General features: G+C 73.2%; 10 protein-coding genes. 8 read left to right on the forward strand and 2 right to left on the reverse strand.

Going from position 1 to position 17,379, the window contains the following annotated elements; translation table 11 throughout:
* The 3 genes from MYMAC_RS15290 (at nucleotide 1) to MYMAC_RS15300 (ending at nucleotide 6,955) form a co-directional block, all read left to right on the forward strand.
* Nucleotides 1-3,840 (forward strand): serine/threonine-protein kinase, encoded by a 3,840-nt coding sequence (locus MYMAC_RS15290; protein WP_095958622.1) that lies wholly within the window; start codon nucleotides 1-3, stop codon nucleotides 3,838-3,840.
* Between the two features lie 165 nt (nucleotides 3,841-4,005).
* Nucleotides 4,006-5,568, forward strand: a complete 1,563-nt coding sequence (locus tag MYMAC_RS15295) for a hypothetical protein (protein WP_095958623.1) — start codon at nucleotides 4,006-4,008, stop codon at nucleotides 5,566-5,568.
* Nucleotides 5,569-5,581: 13 nt separating this feature from the next.
* Nucleotides 5,582-6,955 (forward strand): serine/threonine-protein kinase, encoded by a 1,374-nt coding sequence (locus MYMAC_RS15300; RefSeq protein WP_095958624.1) that lies wholly within the window; start codon nucleotides 5,582-5,584, stop codon nucleotides 6,953-6,955.
* 3 nt (nucleotides 6,956-6,958) lie between these two features.
* Here the strand turns inward: MYMAC_RS15300 and MYMAC_RS15305 are convergent, their stop codons facing one another.
* Nucleotides 6,959-8,308: a sigma 54-interacting transcriptional regulator gene (locus MYMAC_RS15305; protein ID WP_204817646.1), complete on the reverse strand. Its 1,350-nt coding sequence runs from the start codon at nucleotides 8,306-8,308 to the stop codon at nucleotides 6,959-6,961.
* A 452-nt stretch (nucleotides 8,309-8,760) separates the two neighbouring features.
* On the opposite strand from MYMAC_RS15305, the gene MYMAC_RS15310 reads away from it, so the two are divergent.
* Nucleotides 8,761-8,991 (forward strand): MmcQ/YjbR family DNA-binding protein, encoded by a 231-nt coding sequence (locus MYMAC_RS15310; RefSeq protein ID WP_095958626.1) that lies wholly within the window; start codon nucleotides 8,761-8,763, stop codon nucleotides 8,989-8,991.
* 138 nt (nucleotides 8,992-9,129) lie between these two features.
* On the forward strand, nucleotides 9,130-10,329 hold the full coding sequence (locus MYMAC_RS15315) for a cyclic nucleotide-binding domain-containing protein (protein WP_095958627.1): 1,200 nt from the start codon (nucleotides 9,130-9,132) through the stop codon (nucleotides 10,327-10,329).
* A 24-nt stretch (nucleotides 10,330-10,353) separates the two neighbouring features.
* Here the strand turns inward: MYMAC_RS15315 and MYMAC_RS15320 are convergent, their stop codons facing one another.
* A complete protein-coding gene (locus tag MYMAC_RS15320) occupies nucleotides 10,354-11,526 on the reverse strand; it encodes a PAS domain-containing sensor histidine kinase (RefSeq protein WP_095958628.1) in 1,173 nt (390 codons plus the stop codon).
* 238 nt (nucleotides 11,527-11,764) lie between these two features.
* Here MYMAC_RS15320 and MYMAC_RS15325 point away from each other — a divergent pair, with 238 nt between their 5' ends.
* Genes MYMAC_RS15325 through glyS form a run of 3 tightly spaced genes read left to right on the forward strand, consistent with a single transcriptional unit; the run spans nucleotide 11,765 to nucleotide 17,215 of the window.
* Nucleotides 11,765-14,074: a serine/threonine protein kinase gene (locus tag MYMAC_RS15325; RefSeq protein WP_095958629.1), complete on the forward strand. Its 2,310-nt coding sequence runs from the start codon at nucleotides 11,765-11,767 to the stop codon at nucleotides 14,072-14,074.
* A 47-nt stretch (nucleotides 14,075-14,121) separates the two neighbouring features.
* The gene (gene glyQ, locus MYMAC_RS15330; RefSeq protein ID WP_013939666.1) at nucleotides 14,122-15,114 is read left to right on the forward strand and encodes a glycine--tRNA ligase subunit alpha; all 993 of its coding nucleotides are present in this window, start codon (nucleotides 14,122-14,124) and stop codon (nucleotides 15,112-15,114) included.
* A complete protein-coding gene (gene glyS / locus MYMAC_RS15335) occupies nucleotides 15,104-17,215 on the forward strand; it encodes a glycine--tRNA ligase subunit beta (RefSeq protein WP_095958630.1) in 2,112 nt (703 codons plus the stop codon). The genes glyQ and glyS overlap by 11 nt, the downstream gene beginning before the upstream one ends.
* Nucleotides 17,216-17,379: the final 164 nt, after the last annotated feature.

Raw genomic sequence — 17,379 nt, forward strand, 5'->3', positions numbered from 1 at the left:
ATGCGCTGTCCGGTCTGCCACCGCCGTCTCGCCACCGGCGCGGTGTGTCCCGTGCATGGCCAGCGCGCGCCGTCGCCTGGCCCTGACACCGAGCCCTTCCCGCTCCCGGACGTGTCAGGGCTGAGCCCCGCGGCCCTGCTCGGCACGGGCGGCTTCTCCCACGTCTTCACCGCGTATCAGGAGGACGACGGCCGCGAGGTCGCGCTCAAGGTCGGCCGGCCGGCCCACCGCGACCGCTTCGCCCGCGAGGCCGCGGCGCTCCAGCGCATCGGTGCGCCGACGGCGCCCGTGCTGTACCAGTCCGGTGGCGTCCATGGCCGCCCCTTCCTCGTCATGGAGCGGCTGCATGGCCAGACGCTCGCCGCGTGGATGGCCGCGTTGCCGGGCTCGGGGGCCGCGTCCGTGCCGCGCGTGCGGGAGCTGCTCAGCGGCCTCTGCGCGGCCGTGGAGCGCGTCCATGCCGTGGGCGTGGCGCATCGGGACCTCAAGCCGGAGAACATCTTCCTTCGCGAGGGCGGCGCGCTCAGCCTGCTCGACCTCGGGCTGGCGCGCTTCCTGGACACCTCGGAGGACGCCGACGCGCCGCCGGCGGAGGCCGAGGGACTGACGCTCGTGGGGCAGCGGCTGGGCACGCCCTATTACATGGCGCCCGAGCAGTGCCTGGACGCGCGCGAGGCCGGTGCGCCCGCGGACCTCTACGCGTTGGGCGTCCTCCTCTACGAACTGCTCACCGGGGCGCCGCCCTTCACGGGTGGGGCGGAGGAGATTCGCCACGGGCACGTCAGCCTCCGTCCGGCCCGCGTCTCGGAGCGGGCCCCCGTGCCCACCGCGCTCGACGCCGTGGTGGCGCGGTGCCTGGCGAAGGCGCCCGCCGAGCGCTTCTCGCGCGCTTCGGAGCTGCTCGCTGCTTTCGACGCCGCGTGCAGTCAGGCCCTGTCCCTGGCCCTGGCGCCCGTGGAGGGCGAGGCCGCCGCGGCGCCCCCGCCGTCCGGCCCGGGCGCTGGGGCGCGGTGGGTGGCGCTGCTGGGCGTGCGCGCGCAGCTTCCAGTCGACGCGCTGCGGCTGACCTTCGAGCCTCAAGGCGGAACGCTCGCGCGCGTGCGGGCCCGGGGGTACCTGGTCGCGTTCTCCGAGTCCCTGTCGGCCGAGGCCAACCTCCGCGCGGGCGCGTTGGTGGCGCGCAAGCTGATGGAGGAGGGGACGGCCGCCACCGTGCTGCACCTCGCGCGGTTGCACGTCCTCCCGGGCGCCACCACCACCCGCGTGGCGGGGCCCGCGGTGGAGGCCGTGGGCGACTGGTGGCCAGAGGACCTCGCGCTGGGTGAGGCGCGTGTCACGGCCGCCGCCGCGGCCCGCCTGGGGCCCGGCGCCACCGAGCCCTCGTCCGATGGTGTCCGCCTGCGCCTGCATGACGGCGGCGCGTCCACGTCGTCCGCGGAGGCGCCGCCCCTGTCGGGTCGCGAGGCCCTGCTCGACGCGCTGGCGTCGGAGGCGTCGCGTTGCCTGGAGGAGCGCGCTCCGGGGCTGTGCGTCCTCACGGGCGATGTCGGCCATGGCGCGTCGCGCGTCCTGGAGGCCCTGGCCACCCGCCTGGAGGCCGCGGGGCGGTGTCTGGTGGTCCGGCTGCGCGCGCCGTCTCCGGATGCCGCGTCGTCGGAGTCCCTTCTGGACGCGCTGCGGGCCGTGGCCGAGCCACCTCGTGTCGTGCGCACGCCCGCGCTTCCGCTCGTGGATGAGCGCTACGCCGCCGCTCGCGCGCTCGCGGAGGGCTTGCAGCGCCAGGCGCTGGAGGCCCCCCGCGTGCTGCTCGTCGACGACGCGCACCTGGCGGACCCCACCAGCCTGGATGCGCTGGAGGTCGCCACCCTGGCCGGCACGCGCGCGCCGCTCTGGGTCTGTGTCGCCGCGCGCCCCGCGCTGCTCGGGCTGCGTCCCCACCTGGGCGAGCGCAGCGCCCGGGTCGCGAGAATGGCGCTGCCGCCGCTGACGCCCGAGGCGAGCCGCTCCCTGTTGCTGCACCTGCTGCGTCCCGCCGAGCACGTCCCCGAGCCGGTGCTGGCGCGTCTGGAGCAGCTCGCGCAGGGCGTCCCCCTGTCGCTGGTCGAGCTCGCGGGCGCGCTGCGGGCCGCGGGGGCCCTGCGGGCCTCTCCCGGCGGGGGCTGGTACATCGCGCCGGACGCGTTGCTGGACGTGTCCGTGACGCCGCTCTTCGAGCGCCTCGCCGCGCGGGCGCTGGCCGGGCTCCCCGCGGCGCACCGCGTGCTGGCGCGCCTGTGCGCGGTCCTGGGCACGGAGGTGGAGGTGTCCCGCGTGGACGCCGCCCTCCACCACCTGGCGCCGAGCGAGGAGACGGCCCGCGTGACGTCGCTCGACGCGGGGGCGGGGCTGCAGCGGCTGGCGCGTTCGGGGCTGCTGCGGCCCACGGCGCCGGGCCACTTCACCTTCCGCCATCCGCTGCTGCGCGAGGCGCTGGAGGCGCTGCTGCCGGCCCCGGCGCGCCGCGCCCTGCACGCCGCGGCGTTGCGCGCCACGCCTCGCGACGGCGTGGCCGAGCGTCGCCGCTGGGCCCACCATGCCGCGGCCTGTGGGGCGCATGCGGAGGCCACCGCCGCGTTCCTCGCGCTCGCGGAGTCGGCGCGCCGCGCGCACCTGTCCGTCGAGGCGGAGCAGCACTACACCCGCGCGCTCGCGCTGCTGCCGGAGGCCGAGGTGGAGCGCCGCGCCCTGGCGCTCTCGGGGCGTGGGCGCGTCCGTCACCGGCTCCAGCGCTTCCGGGAGGGGCTGGCGGACCTGGGCGCCGCGCGGGCGCTGGCCGTGGCGCGCGGCGACGAGGCGCAGCAGGTGGAGTTGCTGCTGGAGGAAGCCACCGCGCGCGACTGGATGGAAGATGTGGAGGGCTCGTCGGCCTGCGCGCGCGAGGCCCTGGAGCGCATCGAGCGGCTGGACGAGCCGCGCCTGGCCCTGCGCTGCTCCCTGGCGCGGGGCCGCCTCCACGTGCGGCTGGGGGAATGGGCCGCCGCCGTGCGCGTGCTCACGGGCGTGGTGGAGGGCGCGGAGCGGGCGCATGAGCATGAGACGCTCGTGGTGTCGTTGACGCTGCTGGGCTCGGCGCTGACGTTCCTCGACCGGACGGAGGAAGCCGCCTCCCACTTCGACCTGGCGCTGCTGCGCTGCGAGCAGGCCGGGGACGCGCTGCACCGGGCCGCCACGCTCATCAACCGCGTGCTGTTGTGGCTGCGCCTGGGAGACGTGGCGCGCATGGAAGAGGACCTGCGCCGCGCCATGGCGCTGGGCCGCGAGCTGGGCCACGCGCAGGTGGAGCGCTGGTCCACCTTCAACCTCGCGGAGGTGCTCTACATGCAAGGCCGGCTGGAGGAGGCCTTGCCGCTGGCTCGCCGCGTCCACGAGCTGGGCGTTCGCTTCTTCCGCGAGCACCCCGTCCCCGTGGATGCGCTGCTGCTCGCGCGCATCGGCGCCGCGCTGGGCGACCTGGAGGAGGCCAGCCGGCAGCTCCGGTGGATTGACGCCCATTGTCCGCCCGAGTCCCTGCCGCCCACCGCCGTCATGCGCAGGCTGGTGGCGCTTCAGGTCGGTGACGCGCGGGGAGCGGGCTCGGCGCGGGAGGAGGCCTGGCGGGCCCTGGCGGACGACGCGGACACCCTGGCCTCGGCCGATGAGAAGGCGGAGATCCTCCTCCAGGCCGCCCGGGGCGCGATTCAGGCGGGCCGCGCCGAGGAGGCCCGCGCGTGGCTCGCGCGGGCGGAGGCCGCGGTGGAGGAGGGCGCGCCCTTGTGGCGTGCCCGGCTGGCGTCCCTGCGAGCGGGGCTTCCCAGCATGTAGCGTGAAATGTCACTGTCCAGGGGCCGTGTGACGTGAAGCGCTACACGAACGCGGCCTGAGAATCTGCTCTCATGGTGGCGCGTCACCCAACCTCCCGGGCTGGCTCGGCACATGCTTGCCCGGAGGAAGCTCCCCCTTCCTTCCATCGTTCCTGGAGGACGTCTCATGGCTCTCGGCTCGCCTCGCCTGTTGGCGGTTTCCTCGCTCCTGCTGTTCGCCCTGTCGGGCTGCGGGATTGGGGTTCCGGAGGAAGAGACGCCCCCGGTCGGGACGCAGGCCGCGGAGATCCGCATCGCCAACGCGCTCACCACGCGGGCGTTGGTCCTCAACGCCATCGCCACCAACCACGACTCCAATTCCTTGTTGGGGACCACGGCGCTCCAGGCGTTGTTCCACCCGACGTCGGGGGATGCGAACACGCGCCGGCGGCTGCACGACGCCAACGCGCAGCGTTTCATGGAGTACGTGGTGGGCTGCGCGCTGCGGGAGGACCAGCAGATTCACTATTACGACCCGCGGCCCGGGAGCGCGGGCGTCCGGCAGTGGCGCGGCCAGGCGGGGCTCTGCCCGATGTGGGCCACGAACCCGCCGTCCGAGGACTGCCTGGAGCGCGTCTCCGCCTGCGTGCTGGCGCGCAACAACGCGGAGGGCCGGCGCGTGGAGCTGTCCATGCGCGGCGAGCACCGGTTCAGCGCGTCGGGGCCCAACATCTACACGCTGGATGCGAAGACGCGCCCGGCCACGCACGTCCCCATCACGGGCGTGGCGATGGCCAGCTTCGACGCCTGCGGCCTGGGGGAGTCGGGGGCGCAGCGTGACTGCGGCTGGACGCCGGATGGCGTTGGGAGCTGCGTGCCCGCGTCGACGGTGTTCGTGGGCGCGGGCGGCCCGTTGTCCTGCGCGGGCCCGTCCGCCACGCTGGGCTCCAGCGTGAATGGGCCCGCCGTCCTGCGGGTGTGCGAGGGCACCGCGGGGTGCGAGCACCTCGACGCGCGCAACCTGGGCGAGGCGACCGGGACGTGCGCGGGGACGCCCGCCGCGCCGGTGGTCGCCTTCACCTGTCCGGCCGGGGGCTACTACAGCGTGATGACCGCGCCCGCTTCGAGCACGACGGTGGGGCTGGTGGCGAACGTCGCGGCGCACCCGGCGTGGGCGTCCACCTATGGCCTGTCCGAGCAGCAGGTCTATGCCGTGCGCGAAGGCGCGTTCTACGGAAACATCTTCCTTCCGGACGAGCTGGCGGCGGAGGTGGAGGTCGTCGAGTACCGCGACGGGAAGCAGTCGCACTTCAAGGTGGAGGGCGCCGACGTCGTCGTCGCGGGCTCCATCTACAAGAAGATGTTCTCTTGCTTCGACCCGGCCTGGTCGAGCGGCGCGGCGTATGCGGCGAACCGCGTCTGCGCGCTCCCGAACCTGGGCGCCAACTGCGCGGCGCGCGTGACGGGCCCTTGCTTCGCGTCCCTCCAGCCGCCCGTGGCGGGCCAGTGCGACATCCAGGATGGGCCCCTCACCCCGGGTGACGGTGACTACGAGCAGTGCAGGGACCATGACGAGGTGCTGTGGACGCAGTCGGTGACCACCTATCTCCACGCGCCGTGTGACACGGTGACGCGGGAGCGGTCCACGAAGGAGCAGTTCGCCCAGGCCTGCGGGCGGGGGGCGGCGCCGCTCGAGCCCTCGCCGCCGGTGGGGGAGTTGCCCTGGCCCTTCTATCCGCGGAAGAAGTAGGCCCCCGGCCCGCATGGCACCGGGTGAGGAAGAAGCCCTCTACGGCGAGGAGTTGGGCATTGGCGCCCTGGTGGCGGACTGGCTGGTGGAGCAGGTCCATTACCGGGGGCCCGTCTCCACGCTCTACCGCGCGCGCCATGTCCGCACGGGCGAGCCCGCGGCGCTGAAGGTCCTGTTGCCGCAGCCGTCGGACGTCGCGCTCCGCCGCTTCCGGCGCGAGGCGGAGACGCTCCAGCGGCTGCGCCATCCGCACATCGTCGACGTGCTCGGCTACGGCACGCTGGCGGACGGGCGGCCCTTCATCGCGATGGAGTGGCTGGAGGGCAGGGACCTCGCGGCGGAGCTGGCCTCGAGGGGCCCGCTGTCACCGGGCGAGGCGCTGGAGGTGCTGGAGCAGGTGGGAGGCGCGCTGCGCGCCGCGCACCAGTCGGGCGTGGTGCACCGGGACCTGAAGGCCCAGAACGTGGTGCGCCTGGCCCCGGGAGGCGAAGCGCCCCGCGTGAAGCTGGTGGACTTCGGCGTGGCCAAGGGCTTGCGGCCGGATGCACCGGGCGCCTCCACGCTCACGCTCACCGGCGTCTCCCTGGGCACGCCGCTGTCCATGGCGCCGGAGCAGATTCGCGGTGAGCCGCCCGACGCGCGCACGGACCTGTACGCGATGGGCGTGCTCCTCTTCCAGCTCGTCACCGGCCAGCCGCCCTTCCAGGGCGCCACCCGCCACGAGGTGGAGGACCTGCACCTGAACGCACCGCCTCCGCGGCCCAGCGAACGCGCCCCCGTCCCGGCCGCGCTGGACGCGGTGGTGCTGCGCAGCCTGGCCAAGCGGCGCGAGGACCGGCACCCGGACGTCGACGCGTGGTTGGAGGCGCTCCGGCACGCGGTGAAGGGCGGCCCGGCGCAGGCCTTGTCCACGCTCGCGGTGGCGCTGTACGCGGAAGCGCGGCTCCAGGGCGCGTTGGACCCGGCGGCGCTGGAGCGGCTCGATGCGTTGCTGGAGCGCGTGGGGGGGACGGCGCGCGCCGCGGGGCTGGACGTGCGGCTGGAGGGGAGCGGGTGTCTGCTGGCCCTGGCGCCGCTGCCTGGGGACGCCGGGGCGGAGCAGGCGGCGCGCGCCCGGGTGCTGCACGCGGCGCTGACCCTGGTGGAGTTCGTGGCGGCGGGTGAGTCGCCCCGTCCGGTGGACCTGGCCATCACCGTGCACGTCGCGGAGCTGCCGCGCGAGGCCCGCGACGGGGGGCTGTTGCACCTGCCGGGCTGGGTCGCGGAGCCGCCCGGGACGGCGCTGGTGGCGACCGCGCGGGCCCTGGAGGGCCTGGAGACGGGCTTCGTGGCGACGCCCGTCTCCGGCGCGGGGCTGGGCTGCTGGCGCGTCAGCCGGCCGCGGTGACGCTCACGGCTTGATGCCGTGGCGCCGGAGCAGCCGGTACAGGTGGACGCGGTCCATGCCGGCGGTGACGGCCGCCTGGGCCACCTTGCCCTGGTGCTTCTCCAGCAGCGCGCGCAGGTAGCGGCGCTCGAAGTCGTCCACGACGTGGCGGCGCTGGTCGGCGTAGGGCTGCGTGGGGTCCACCTCCGGCGGGCCGGAGCGGCGGGCCTCTTCCTCGGAGAGCTCCACCGCCTCCTCGAAGACGAGGCAGCGCTCCAGGTAGTTGCGCAGCTCGCGCACGTTGCCCGGCCACGCCGCGTGCCGCAGCCTGGCCAGGAAGTCCTGCGTGCGCAGCGCGCCGGTCCGCTCCCGGTCCGCGCCGAGCAGGTCCAGGATGCCCTCCACCAGCATGGGCAGGTCCTCCGGGCGCTGGCGCAGCGGCGGGAGCAGCAGGCGCAGCACCGCGAGCCGGAAGAAGAGGTCGGAGCGGAAGCGGCCCGCGTTGACCTCCGCGCGGAGGTCCCGGTGGGTGGCGGCGATGAGGCGCACGTTCACCGGCTGGTACGTGTTGCTGCCCACGCGGCGAATCTCGCGGTTCTCCAGTACGCGCAGCAGCTTGGGCTGGAGCTCCGCGGGCAGCTCGCCCACCTCGTCCAGGAAGACGGTGCCGCCGTCGGCCTCCTCGAAGACGCCCGCGCGCCGCTGGACGGCGCCGGTGAAGGCGCCCTTCTCATGGCCGAACAGCTCGCTCTCCAGCAGGTGCGCGGGGATGGCGCCGCAGTCCACGATGAGGAAGGGCGCGTCGCGCCGGGGGCTGGCCTGGTGGATGGCCAGCGCGGCCTGGCTCTTGCCCGTGCCCGTCTCGCCTTCGAGCAGCACCGTCACGTCCCGGCCGGCCGCGCGCTCCATCATCGCGAAGCAGCCGCGCATGGCCACCGACGCGCCCACCAGCGTACCGAAGCGCGTGTTCTCCGACAGCGGCAGGCGGTTGTTCTCCGCGCTGAAGTCGAAGCGCAGCACCACGCGGCCCAGGCGCAGCAGGCTGCCGCTGCGCAGCACGCCCTCCACCACCTGCACCCCGTCGACGATGACGCCGTTGAGGCTGTCCAGGTCCTTCACCTGGGGGCCTCGCGGGCCGATGCGCACCTCGCAGTGGAACCGGGACACCGTGGAGTCCTCCACGGCGAAGTCGTTCAACGGATGCGAGCCCACCGAGCACGTGTCCCCGGTGGACTCCCACGTCGTCCCCATCCCGGGCCCCTCCGCCACGGTGAGCCGGAACCGGCGCACGGTGGAGGCGTCGTAGGCCCGGCGCGCGTGCTCGTAGGGCAGCGTGACGTGCAGCGGTATGTCACCCCCTCCTTCGACTTCCATCCTCCATTGCGATTCGCCCTTCACGTCCGGCGAGGAGGGTGCGGCCCGAGCCCGATCCAGTGCAGACATGGAAGTCAAGATATCACGGGGACCGACATCCGAACGGTTCTCTCCCAGGCTCATTTCATTCAAAGGGGGGGCGTCGGCCGCTCGCTCTGGGAGCGAGGCGCGCCCCGGGCCGAGTGGGCGCCTCGGGGGTTTCCGCTAGTCGAGGCTGTCTGGAACTTCGCGTCTGAGGGCCGCTGTGTCACCCGGGACTCGGAGTGTCGGGGACCCACCAGAACGGCGGCGCGGAGGCCCGGGTGAAAACACAGACATGTGACGGCCAGCGGGCGGGACTGAGACATCCGCCCCGGCGCGATGCCGTGTCTGTGTTTTGACGCGCCGGCCGCTGATTTCCGACGCGGCGCGCGACCAGACGTGGTTGCCTGCGGCACCAGGGAGGGCACCCCATGGCGGCACGAGGCAAGGTCCGCGCGGCGCGCGGTGGAGGCACGCAGGGGCTGACGTTCGACGCGTTGCGCGAGCTGGCGTTGTCGTTTCCCGGGATGGAGGAGGGCACGTCCTTCGGCACGCCCGCGTTCCGCGTGCGCAAGAAGTTCATCGCGCGCTTCCACGAGGACGCGTGGCGGAGGAGCGCCTCCCAGCGGCAGCTCGCGGAGCGGGCGCGGGCCGCCGACTGACGCCAGCCGTTTTCGCGGCGGACGTTGGCAGGCCCGGCATTCAATGCGAGTCTCCGAGAAAGAGGGGGCAGGCCAGGAAGGGGCGCAACCCGCGGGCTGCGCGGAGGCTGGCCGGTCTCACCGAACGGGAGACCCAACATGTCAGAGTCGGCAGGCGGTCAGGGTGAGGGGAGCGGGCGGCTGCGTACGCCCGTGGAAGGCGCCCTCCGCGCGGTGCAGTCGCTGGTGGCGCTGGAGGACACGGACCGGGCGGCGCAGCTTTACGAGGAGCTGGGGGACGCGCAGCGCGAGCGCATCCGGCACGAGGCCGAGCAGGGGCCCGCGAAGGAGCGGCGCGGCTTCGTGGAGGTGCTGCGGCGGGCGCGGGACTTCCTGGGCGCGGCCCGGCTGATGGATGGCCACGGCGAGGACGCCACCGCCGCCGACCTCTACTTCCAGAGTGGCAGGTACATGGCCGCGGCGGAGAGCTATCTCCGCGCGGGAGACGCCTTGCGCGCCGCCGCCGCCTTCGAGCGGGGTGGGGCGCTGGAGCGGGCCCTGGCCGTCTACCAGGAGCTGGGCGCGCGCGATGCCATGGCGCAGTGCCTGGTCCGGCTGGAGCGCCCGTTCGAGGCGGCCGAGCTCTACCGGGAGCTGGGGCAGGCGCACGCGGAGGTGGAGGCGCTGGGCGGCGTGCGGCCGGAGGACCCCCGCTTCGTGGACGCAATCCTTCGCACCTGCCAGTTGCTGGACGCGGAGGGCTTCACGCACCGGGCGCTCGCGGTGCTGGCGGACGCGGTGAGCAGCTCGGAGGCCGCGCGCGGAGCCCCGGCGCTGGTGACGGAGAAGGCGCGGCTGTTGCGGCGCATGGGCATGGAGGCGGAGGCGGAGGCCATGCTCATCCGCCGCGCGGGTGGGGTGTCCGCGCCCGCGGCGAACGGGTACCGGTTCCTCAAGGCCATCCCCATCTTCGGCGAGCTGTCCCTGGAGGACATGAAGGACCTCTACCGCCTGGCGCGCCAGGTCATCATCGCGCCCGGCGCGGTGCTGCTGGAGAAGGGCGCGCCCGGGGTGGGGCTCTTCGTGCTGATGGACGGCTCCGTGGATGTCTTCAGCGGCTCCGAAGAAGACGCCCGGCACCTCAACACGCTGGGGCCCGGGGCCTACCTGGGGGAGATCTCCCTGGTGCAGGACGGTCCCGTCTCCGCCCATGTCCGTGCCCGGACGTCCGTGCGCGCGCTGCGCATCAGCCGCACCGACTTCGAGCGCTACGTGGACACGCACGAGGCGGCGGCGCTGCGCATCTACCGCCTCTTCACCCAGAACCTGGCGGGCCGGGTGCGCGCGCTCAGCACCTGACGGTGGGGGCCACCCGGGCCGCGCCTACGTGGGGCCCAGCGGCAGCCGGACGTTGAACGTGCTCCCGCGCCCCAGCTCGCTGTGGACCTCGATGCCGCCGCCGTGCGCCGTGACGACCTGGTGGGCGATGTAGAGGCCCAGCCCCAGGCCGCTGTAGTTGCGCCCGGACACGGCGCGCATGAACCGGTCGAAGATGTGGGGCAGCACCTCGGGCGCGATGCCGATGCCCTCGTCACGGACGCTGAGCCGCGCCTGGCCGCCTTCCTCTCGCAGGCGGACGTGCACCGGCTTGCCCGCGCCGTACTTGAGCGCGTTGGAGAGGAGGTTGGTCAGCACCTGCTCCACCCGGCGCGTGTCCCACTCGCCCTGCACCGGCGCCGGCGCGTCCAGCTCCACGGTGGAGCCCGCCTGCGTGGCTTGCGGCTGGTAACGGGCGATGACCTCCCGGAGCAGCTCCCGGAGGTCGGCGGGCGTGCGCTCCAGCTTCAGTTGGCCCACGCTGATGCGTGACACGTCGAGCAGGTCGTCCACCAACTCCACCAGCTTGCGCACCTGGCGGACCGCCATGTCGAGGTCGCGTCCCACGCGCTCGCTGGACAACGTGCCGCCCTGGGCGCTGTCGACGGCGCGGCGCATGGCCGTCAGCTTCAGTTGCAGCGGGGTGAGCGGGGTGCGCAGCTCGTGGGACGCCACGGACAGGAAGTCGTCCCGGATGCGCAGGGCCTCCCGCAGGCGGTCCATCTCCCGCCGCTCCTCGGCCTGGTAGCGGGCCGTGAAGTCGCGCGTCACCTTGCCGAAGCCGCGCAACCGCCCCGTCTCGTCGAACAGCGCGGTGATGACGACGTTGGCCCAGAAGCGGCTGCCGTCCTTGCGCACCCGCCAGCCGTCCTCCTCGAAGCGGCCCTCGCGCGTGGCCACGTCGAGCCCTCGCTGCGGCTTGTTCCGGGCCCTGGCCTCGGGCGGGTAGAAGCGACTGAAGTGCTGCCCCAGGATTTCGTCCGCGCGGTAGCCCTTGATGCGCTCGGCGCCCGGGTTCCAGCTCACGACGTGGCCGCTCACATCCAGCGTCAGGATGGCATGGTCGGTGACGCTCTCAATCAACAGGCGGAGCTGGTCCGCGGTGTCCTGCTTGGAATCGCCTTGCCCGGAGTAGGTGCTGCGCGTGGCCCGCGTCGGGCATCTGGTGGTGTCTTCCATGGGCCTCCTGCTCTGGCTCGCTGGTATGAGAGCACGCCCCCCGCCGTCACGGGGAATCGTAGGGAGTACCCTTCGGCCATTGGACACTCTGGCCGGAACGCGGGCTGGCGGCCGGGCGGAGCCGGTCCGCTCGCCTGCATTCATTGAAAAGCCTGGATGCCGTGGCCGCTGACAGCCAAGGAGGCCCTCGAGACGAAGGTCGACTCGCACCCAGGCGGGCGATAACATGCCGCGCCGAATGTCCATGCAGGGTGGCACCGGTGACGATCCCGACCGGGGGCGGCGCATCGGGAAATACGAAATCCTCACGCGGCTCTCGATTGGAGGGATGGCGGAGCTGTTCCTCGCCTACACGTCGGGGCCCGGAGGGTTTCGCAAGTTCGTCGCGGTGAAGCAGATCCTTCCGGACATCAAGAAGGACGAGCAGTTCGTCCAGATGTTCCTGGATGAGGCGCGCATCACCGCGGCCTTCTCGCACGCCAACATCGGTCAGGTGTTCGACCTGGGCGAGGAGGGCGGCGAGCTGTACCTCGCCATGGAGTTCCTGCCCGGGCAGAACCTGGAGCAGGTCGTCAAGGCCTCCACGCGCCAGGGCTCCCCGCTGCCGCTGGGCTTCGTGGGGCGGGTGATTCGGGATACCTGCCTGGGCCTGCACTACGCGCATCACTTCACGGATCCATCGGGGCGCCCCGCGGTGGTGGTGCACCGCGACGTGTCGCCGAAGAACGTCATGCTCACCTACGACGGCGTCGTGAAGGTGATTGACTTCGGCATCGCCAAGGCGCGCGGGCGGCTGGGCAGGACGCAGGTCGGCACGGTGAAGGGGACCAGCGGCTACATGTCCCCGGAGCAGGTGCGGGGCGCGGCCACCCTGGATGGCCGCAGTGATTTGTTCTCCGTGGGCGTCATGATGCACGAGCTGCTGTGCGGCCAGCGGTTGTTCAGCGGGCCCCATGAAGCGGCGGTGATGATGCAGATCGCCGAGGCGCAGGTCGCCTCGCCGCGGAGCATCAATCCGGACGTGCCCGAGGCGCTGGAAGCCGTGGTGATGCGGGCATTGTCGCGCGACGTGTCCCAGCGCTTCACCAACTGCCGGGAGATGGCGCGCGCCATCGAAGCGGCGCTTGGCGCGGAGCTCTTCGACGAGGACGGCATGACCGCCGTCATGGGCGACCTCTTCGCGGACAAGCGCCAGAAGACTCGCACGCTGCTGGAGCTGGCCAGCCGGGCGGAGGATGCCCGCGTCAGCGAGGCCGCGGGTGCCCTCCAGCAGGAGGATGGCGCGGACGCCGCCCCGACGTCGCAGATGCCCGCGCCCCGGGCCCGGCCTGGCGCGCCCACCGCCCGGCCCTCGAATGGGAGCGCGCCCAGGCCCGTGCCCCAGCGCCGTCCAGCGGAGCCCGGAAGCACGCCCCGGCCCGCGCCGCAGCGCCGCGTCAGCGAGGCCGCCGCCTCGGCCTCACGCACGCCTCGGGGAGGGCAGGACAGCGCGCCCGCTACGCGCACGCCGCGGCCACGGCCTTCGTCCCGGCAGGAGGCTCCGCCGGAGCCCGAGTCCTTCGACGAGCCGAGCGACCTCCAGACGCAGCGTTTCCGCTCGCGGCCCCCGCGTCCGGGCGCGGCGGAGGGTGCCCGGCCCGCGGTGCGCCCGGCGCGGCCGGGGACGGCCCAGGCGTTGGATACGCCCGTGGAGACGCCCGCCGCCCGCCCTCCGTCGCGTTGGATGGGCCGGCTGGTCCTGCTGCTGTTGTTGGGCGGCCTGGGGTGGGCGGCGACATTGCCGGCCGTCCGGGCCCAGCTCCAGCCGGGCTTCGAGGCCGCCAAGGCATGGGTGTCGGCCGAGCTGAACCCGCCGCCCGAGGAAAACCCCGCGAACCAGCCGTGGCCGCCACAGCAGGCGGGGCCTCCGCCGGGCTTCCGCCGTCCGGAACCGGAGCCCGAGCCGACGCAAGCGCCTCCCGAGCGCGACGCGGTGGCCCAGGCCGAGCCGTCCAGGCCCGAGCCCCCGCCGTCGAAGGCCGCGCCCGTGCGCAAGGCGAAGGAAGGTGCCTCGTCGGCCCGGCCGGCGTCCGCCCCCAAGGCCGCGCCCGCCGCCGCCAGCGCCGCGCCCGCCGCCAAGGCCGCGCCTGCCGCCGCCAGCGCCGCGCCCGCCGGTGGTGGGACGCCGACGCCCAGCCCACCGCCGCTCCAGCCGCCACCACAGGTGGCTGCCGCCACTCCGGCCGCCGAGCCCGTCACCACCGTGAGCCAGGACCCGGACGCCCTGGCCGAGGTGCTGGACACCAGCACGGCGAAGGGGGCCGCGAAGGCGGGCCTGGGGTGGATGACCCTCTACACGGTGCCGCGGGCGGCCGTGTTCGACGGCGCCACCGAGCTGGGCACCACGCCCTTGAAGAAATTCCCGCTGCCCGTGGGGGTCTACCGCCTGCGCGTGGTGGACCCGACGGGGGTGGAGTCGGTGAGCCGGCTGCTGTCCGCCCCCATCAAGCCGGGCGAGGAGACGAAGATTCAAATCCGGCTGGCGGATCTCCCACCGTACAAGGAGTAAGCGCCGTCCTTGACGCTCCGGACCCCCGTCACTAGGGTCCGCGCGCTATGTATTTTCAGGACCTTATCTTCACGCTCCAGAAGCACTGGGCCGACCAGGGGTGCATCAACACGCAGCCCTACGATGTCGAGGTCGGCGCGGGCACGATGGCCCCGTACACCTTCCTGCGTGCCCTGGGCCCGGAGCCCTGGAACGTGGCGTACGTGCAGCCCTCGCGGCGTCCCGCGGACGGCCGGTTTGGAGAGAATCCCAACCGCCTGTTCCAGCACCACCAGTTTCAGGTCATCCTCAAGCCGGCGCCGAAGAACGTCCAGGCGCTGTACCTGGAGTCGCTGCGGAAGATTGGTATCGACCCGCTGGAGCACGACCTCCGCTTCGTCGAGGACGACTGGGAGTCGCCCACGCTCGGCGCCTGGGGCCTGGGCTGGGAGGTGTGGTGTGACGGGATGGAGGTGACGCAGTTCACCTACTTCCAGCAGTGCGGTGGCTTCGACTGCAAGCCCGTCGCCGCGGAGCTCACCTACGGGCTCGAGCGCATCTGCATGTTCCTGCAGAACGTGGAGAACGTCTTCGACATCGAGTGGGTCAAGGGCGTGAAGTACCGCGAGGTGTTCCACCCGAACGAGGTGGAGATGAGCAGGTACGCGCTCCAGGAGTCGGACGCGCAGATGCTCTTCTCGCTCTTCGACGCGTACGAGAAGGAGTGCAAGCGCCTCATCGAGCGCCAGTTGCCGCTGCCCGCGTACGACTTCGCGCTGAAGTGCTCGCACGCCTTCAACCTGCTGGACGCGCGCGGCGCCATCTCCGTCACGGAGCGCGCCAACTTCATCAAGCGCGTGCGCGACAGCGCGAGGCTGTGCGCGGAGGGCTACCTCCAGATGCGTGAGCGGCTGGGCTACCCGCTGCTCAAGTCGCCGTGGACCGTGGGCGAGCAGCCCCCGGTGCTGGAGGGCAAGCCGGCCAGCGACTACTGGAAGACGGTGGTCCTGAACAAGCCCGTGGAGAAGAAGCAGAAGGCGGAGGTGGCCCGTGGCGCGTGATCTGCTCCTGGAGGTGGGCGCGGAAGAGATTCCGGCGTCGTTCATCGGCCCCGCGCTGGAGGACCTGAAGCGCGTCATCACCGAGCGCATGGCCGACGCCCGCCTGAAGCACGGCGAGGTGCGGACCTTCGGCACGCCGCGGCGGCTCGCGGTGTGGGTGAAGGACGTGGCGGACGCGGGCGAGGACATCGTCAAGGAGGTGCTGGGGCCCAGCGCCAAGGCGGCCTTCGACGCGCAGGGCAAGCCCACCAAGGCGGCGGAGAAGTTCGCCGAGGGCCTGAAGCTCACGGTGGACCAGCTCGGCCGGGCCACCACGCCCAAGGGCGAGTACGTGTCCGCGCGCGTGGAGGAGAAGGGCCGCCCGGCGGCGGACATCCTGAAGGACGCGCTGCACACGGCGGTCCACGGCATCAACTTCCGCAAGTCCATGCGCTGGGGGGACGTGGACACGTCCTTCGCGCGCCCGGTGCAGTGGCTGGTGGCGCTGCTGGGGAGCGACGTGCTGCCCGTGGTGTTCGGCGACGTGACGAGCGGCCGGGCCACGCGCGGCCACCGCTTCCTGGCGCCTGGCGCCATCGAGCTGAAGGCGCCCGCGGACTACGAGGCGGCGCTGGAGCAGGCGCACGTGGTGGCGGACATCGCGAAGCGCCGCGCGCAGCTCGTGGAGAAGGTGAAGGCGGCCGCGGCCAAGGCCGGCGCCCGGCTCCTGGAGGACGAGTCGCTGGTGGACCAGGTGACGAACCTGGTGGAGCTGCCCAGCCCCGTGGTGGGCACCTTCGAGGAGCGCCACCTGGACCTGCCCCCGGAGGTGCTGGTGCAGGAGATGAAGAGCCACCAGCGCTACTTCTCGCTGGTGGACTCGGCGGGCAAGCTGCAGCCGAAGTTCATCGCCGTGTCCAACACGCCGGTGCGCGACGAGCAGCTCAGCCTGCGCGGCTACCAGCGCGTGCTGCGCGCGCGCCTGGCGGACGGCCGCTTCTTCTTCGACGAGGACCGGAAGACGCCGCTCATCGACCGCGTGGAGAAGCTGGGCCGCGTGGTGTGGCAGGGGCAGCTCGGCAGCTACCTGGAGAAGGTGGAGCGCTTCCGCACGCTGGCGCTGTGGCTGGCGCAGCAGACGGGGAGGGCGGGGGACGCGGCCACCATCGAGCGCGGCGCCACGCTGGCCAAGGCGGACCTCGTCACCGGCATGGTGGGCGAGTTCCCGGAGCTCCAGGGGGTCATGGGCCGCGAGTACGCCCGCGCGGGCGGTGAGCCGGACGCCGTGGCCCTGGCCATCGCGGAGCACTACCTGCCGCGCGGCGCCGAGGACGCGCTGCCCACGCAGGACGCGGGCGCGCTCATCGGCATCGCGGACCGGCTGGACTCGCTGTGCGGCATCTTCGCCATCGGCAAGGCGCCCTCGGGCGCGGCGGACCCCTTCGCGCTGCGCCGCGCGTGCATCGCCATCATCCGGCTGGTGCTGGGGCGGGGCTACCGCTTCAGCCTGTCGGCCGCGGTGGACGAGGCGCTCCGGTTGCTGGCGCCGAAGATCGCCAACGCGAAGCGCAAGGCCGGCGAGCCCGCGCCGCGCGAGCAGGTGCTGGAGTTCTTCCGCGGCCGCCTCAAGGCGCTGTGGGGCGAGCAGCACCGCACGGACGTGGTGGAGGCGGTGCTGTCGGCCGGCTTCGACGACCTGGTGGCCGCCCAGAAGCGGCTGGAGGCGCTGAGCGCCATCGTGGGCCGGGCGGACTTCCTGCCCCTGGCCGTGGCCTTCAAGCGCGTGGTCAACATCGTGGAGAAGCAGGGCCGCGACGTCCAGGGCGGGGAGACCAACCCCCAGAAGCTGGTGGACGCGCCTGAGAAGCACCTCCACTCCGCCTTCACCCAGGCCCGGAGCACGGTGTCGGGGCTGGTGCGCGCGGACGACTTCACCGGGGCCCTCCGGGAAATCACGGGTTTGAAGCCCGCCGTGGACACCTTCTTCGACAAGGTGATGGTCATGGCGGAGGACAAGGCCCTGCGGGAGAACCGCATCCGCCTGCTCGTGGAGATTGGCGCCCTGTTCAACCAGGTGGCTGACTTCTCGAAGATCCAGGCCGAAACGGCCGCCGCGGCCTGACACGCGGCTTGCCTGCCCTCCGGGGGATGAAGCACCCCGGGGGGCACGGCGGCGTCGGGCGCAAGGCGCATGGGAATGGCGCGCCGCGTTTCCGGTTGCCCGGGGGGAGGCCCCTTCCTACACTCCGCCCCCCTCTGATGCGCCCCTACCTCCTGACTTCCGCG

It is taken from the genome of Corallococcus macrosporus DSM 14697, assembly GCF_002305895.1.
Lineage (GTDB): Bacteria > Myxococcota > Myxococcia > Myxococcales > Myxococcaceae > Myxococcus > Myxococcus macrosporus.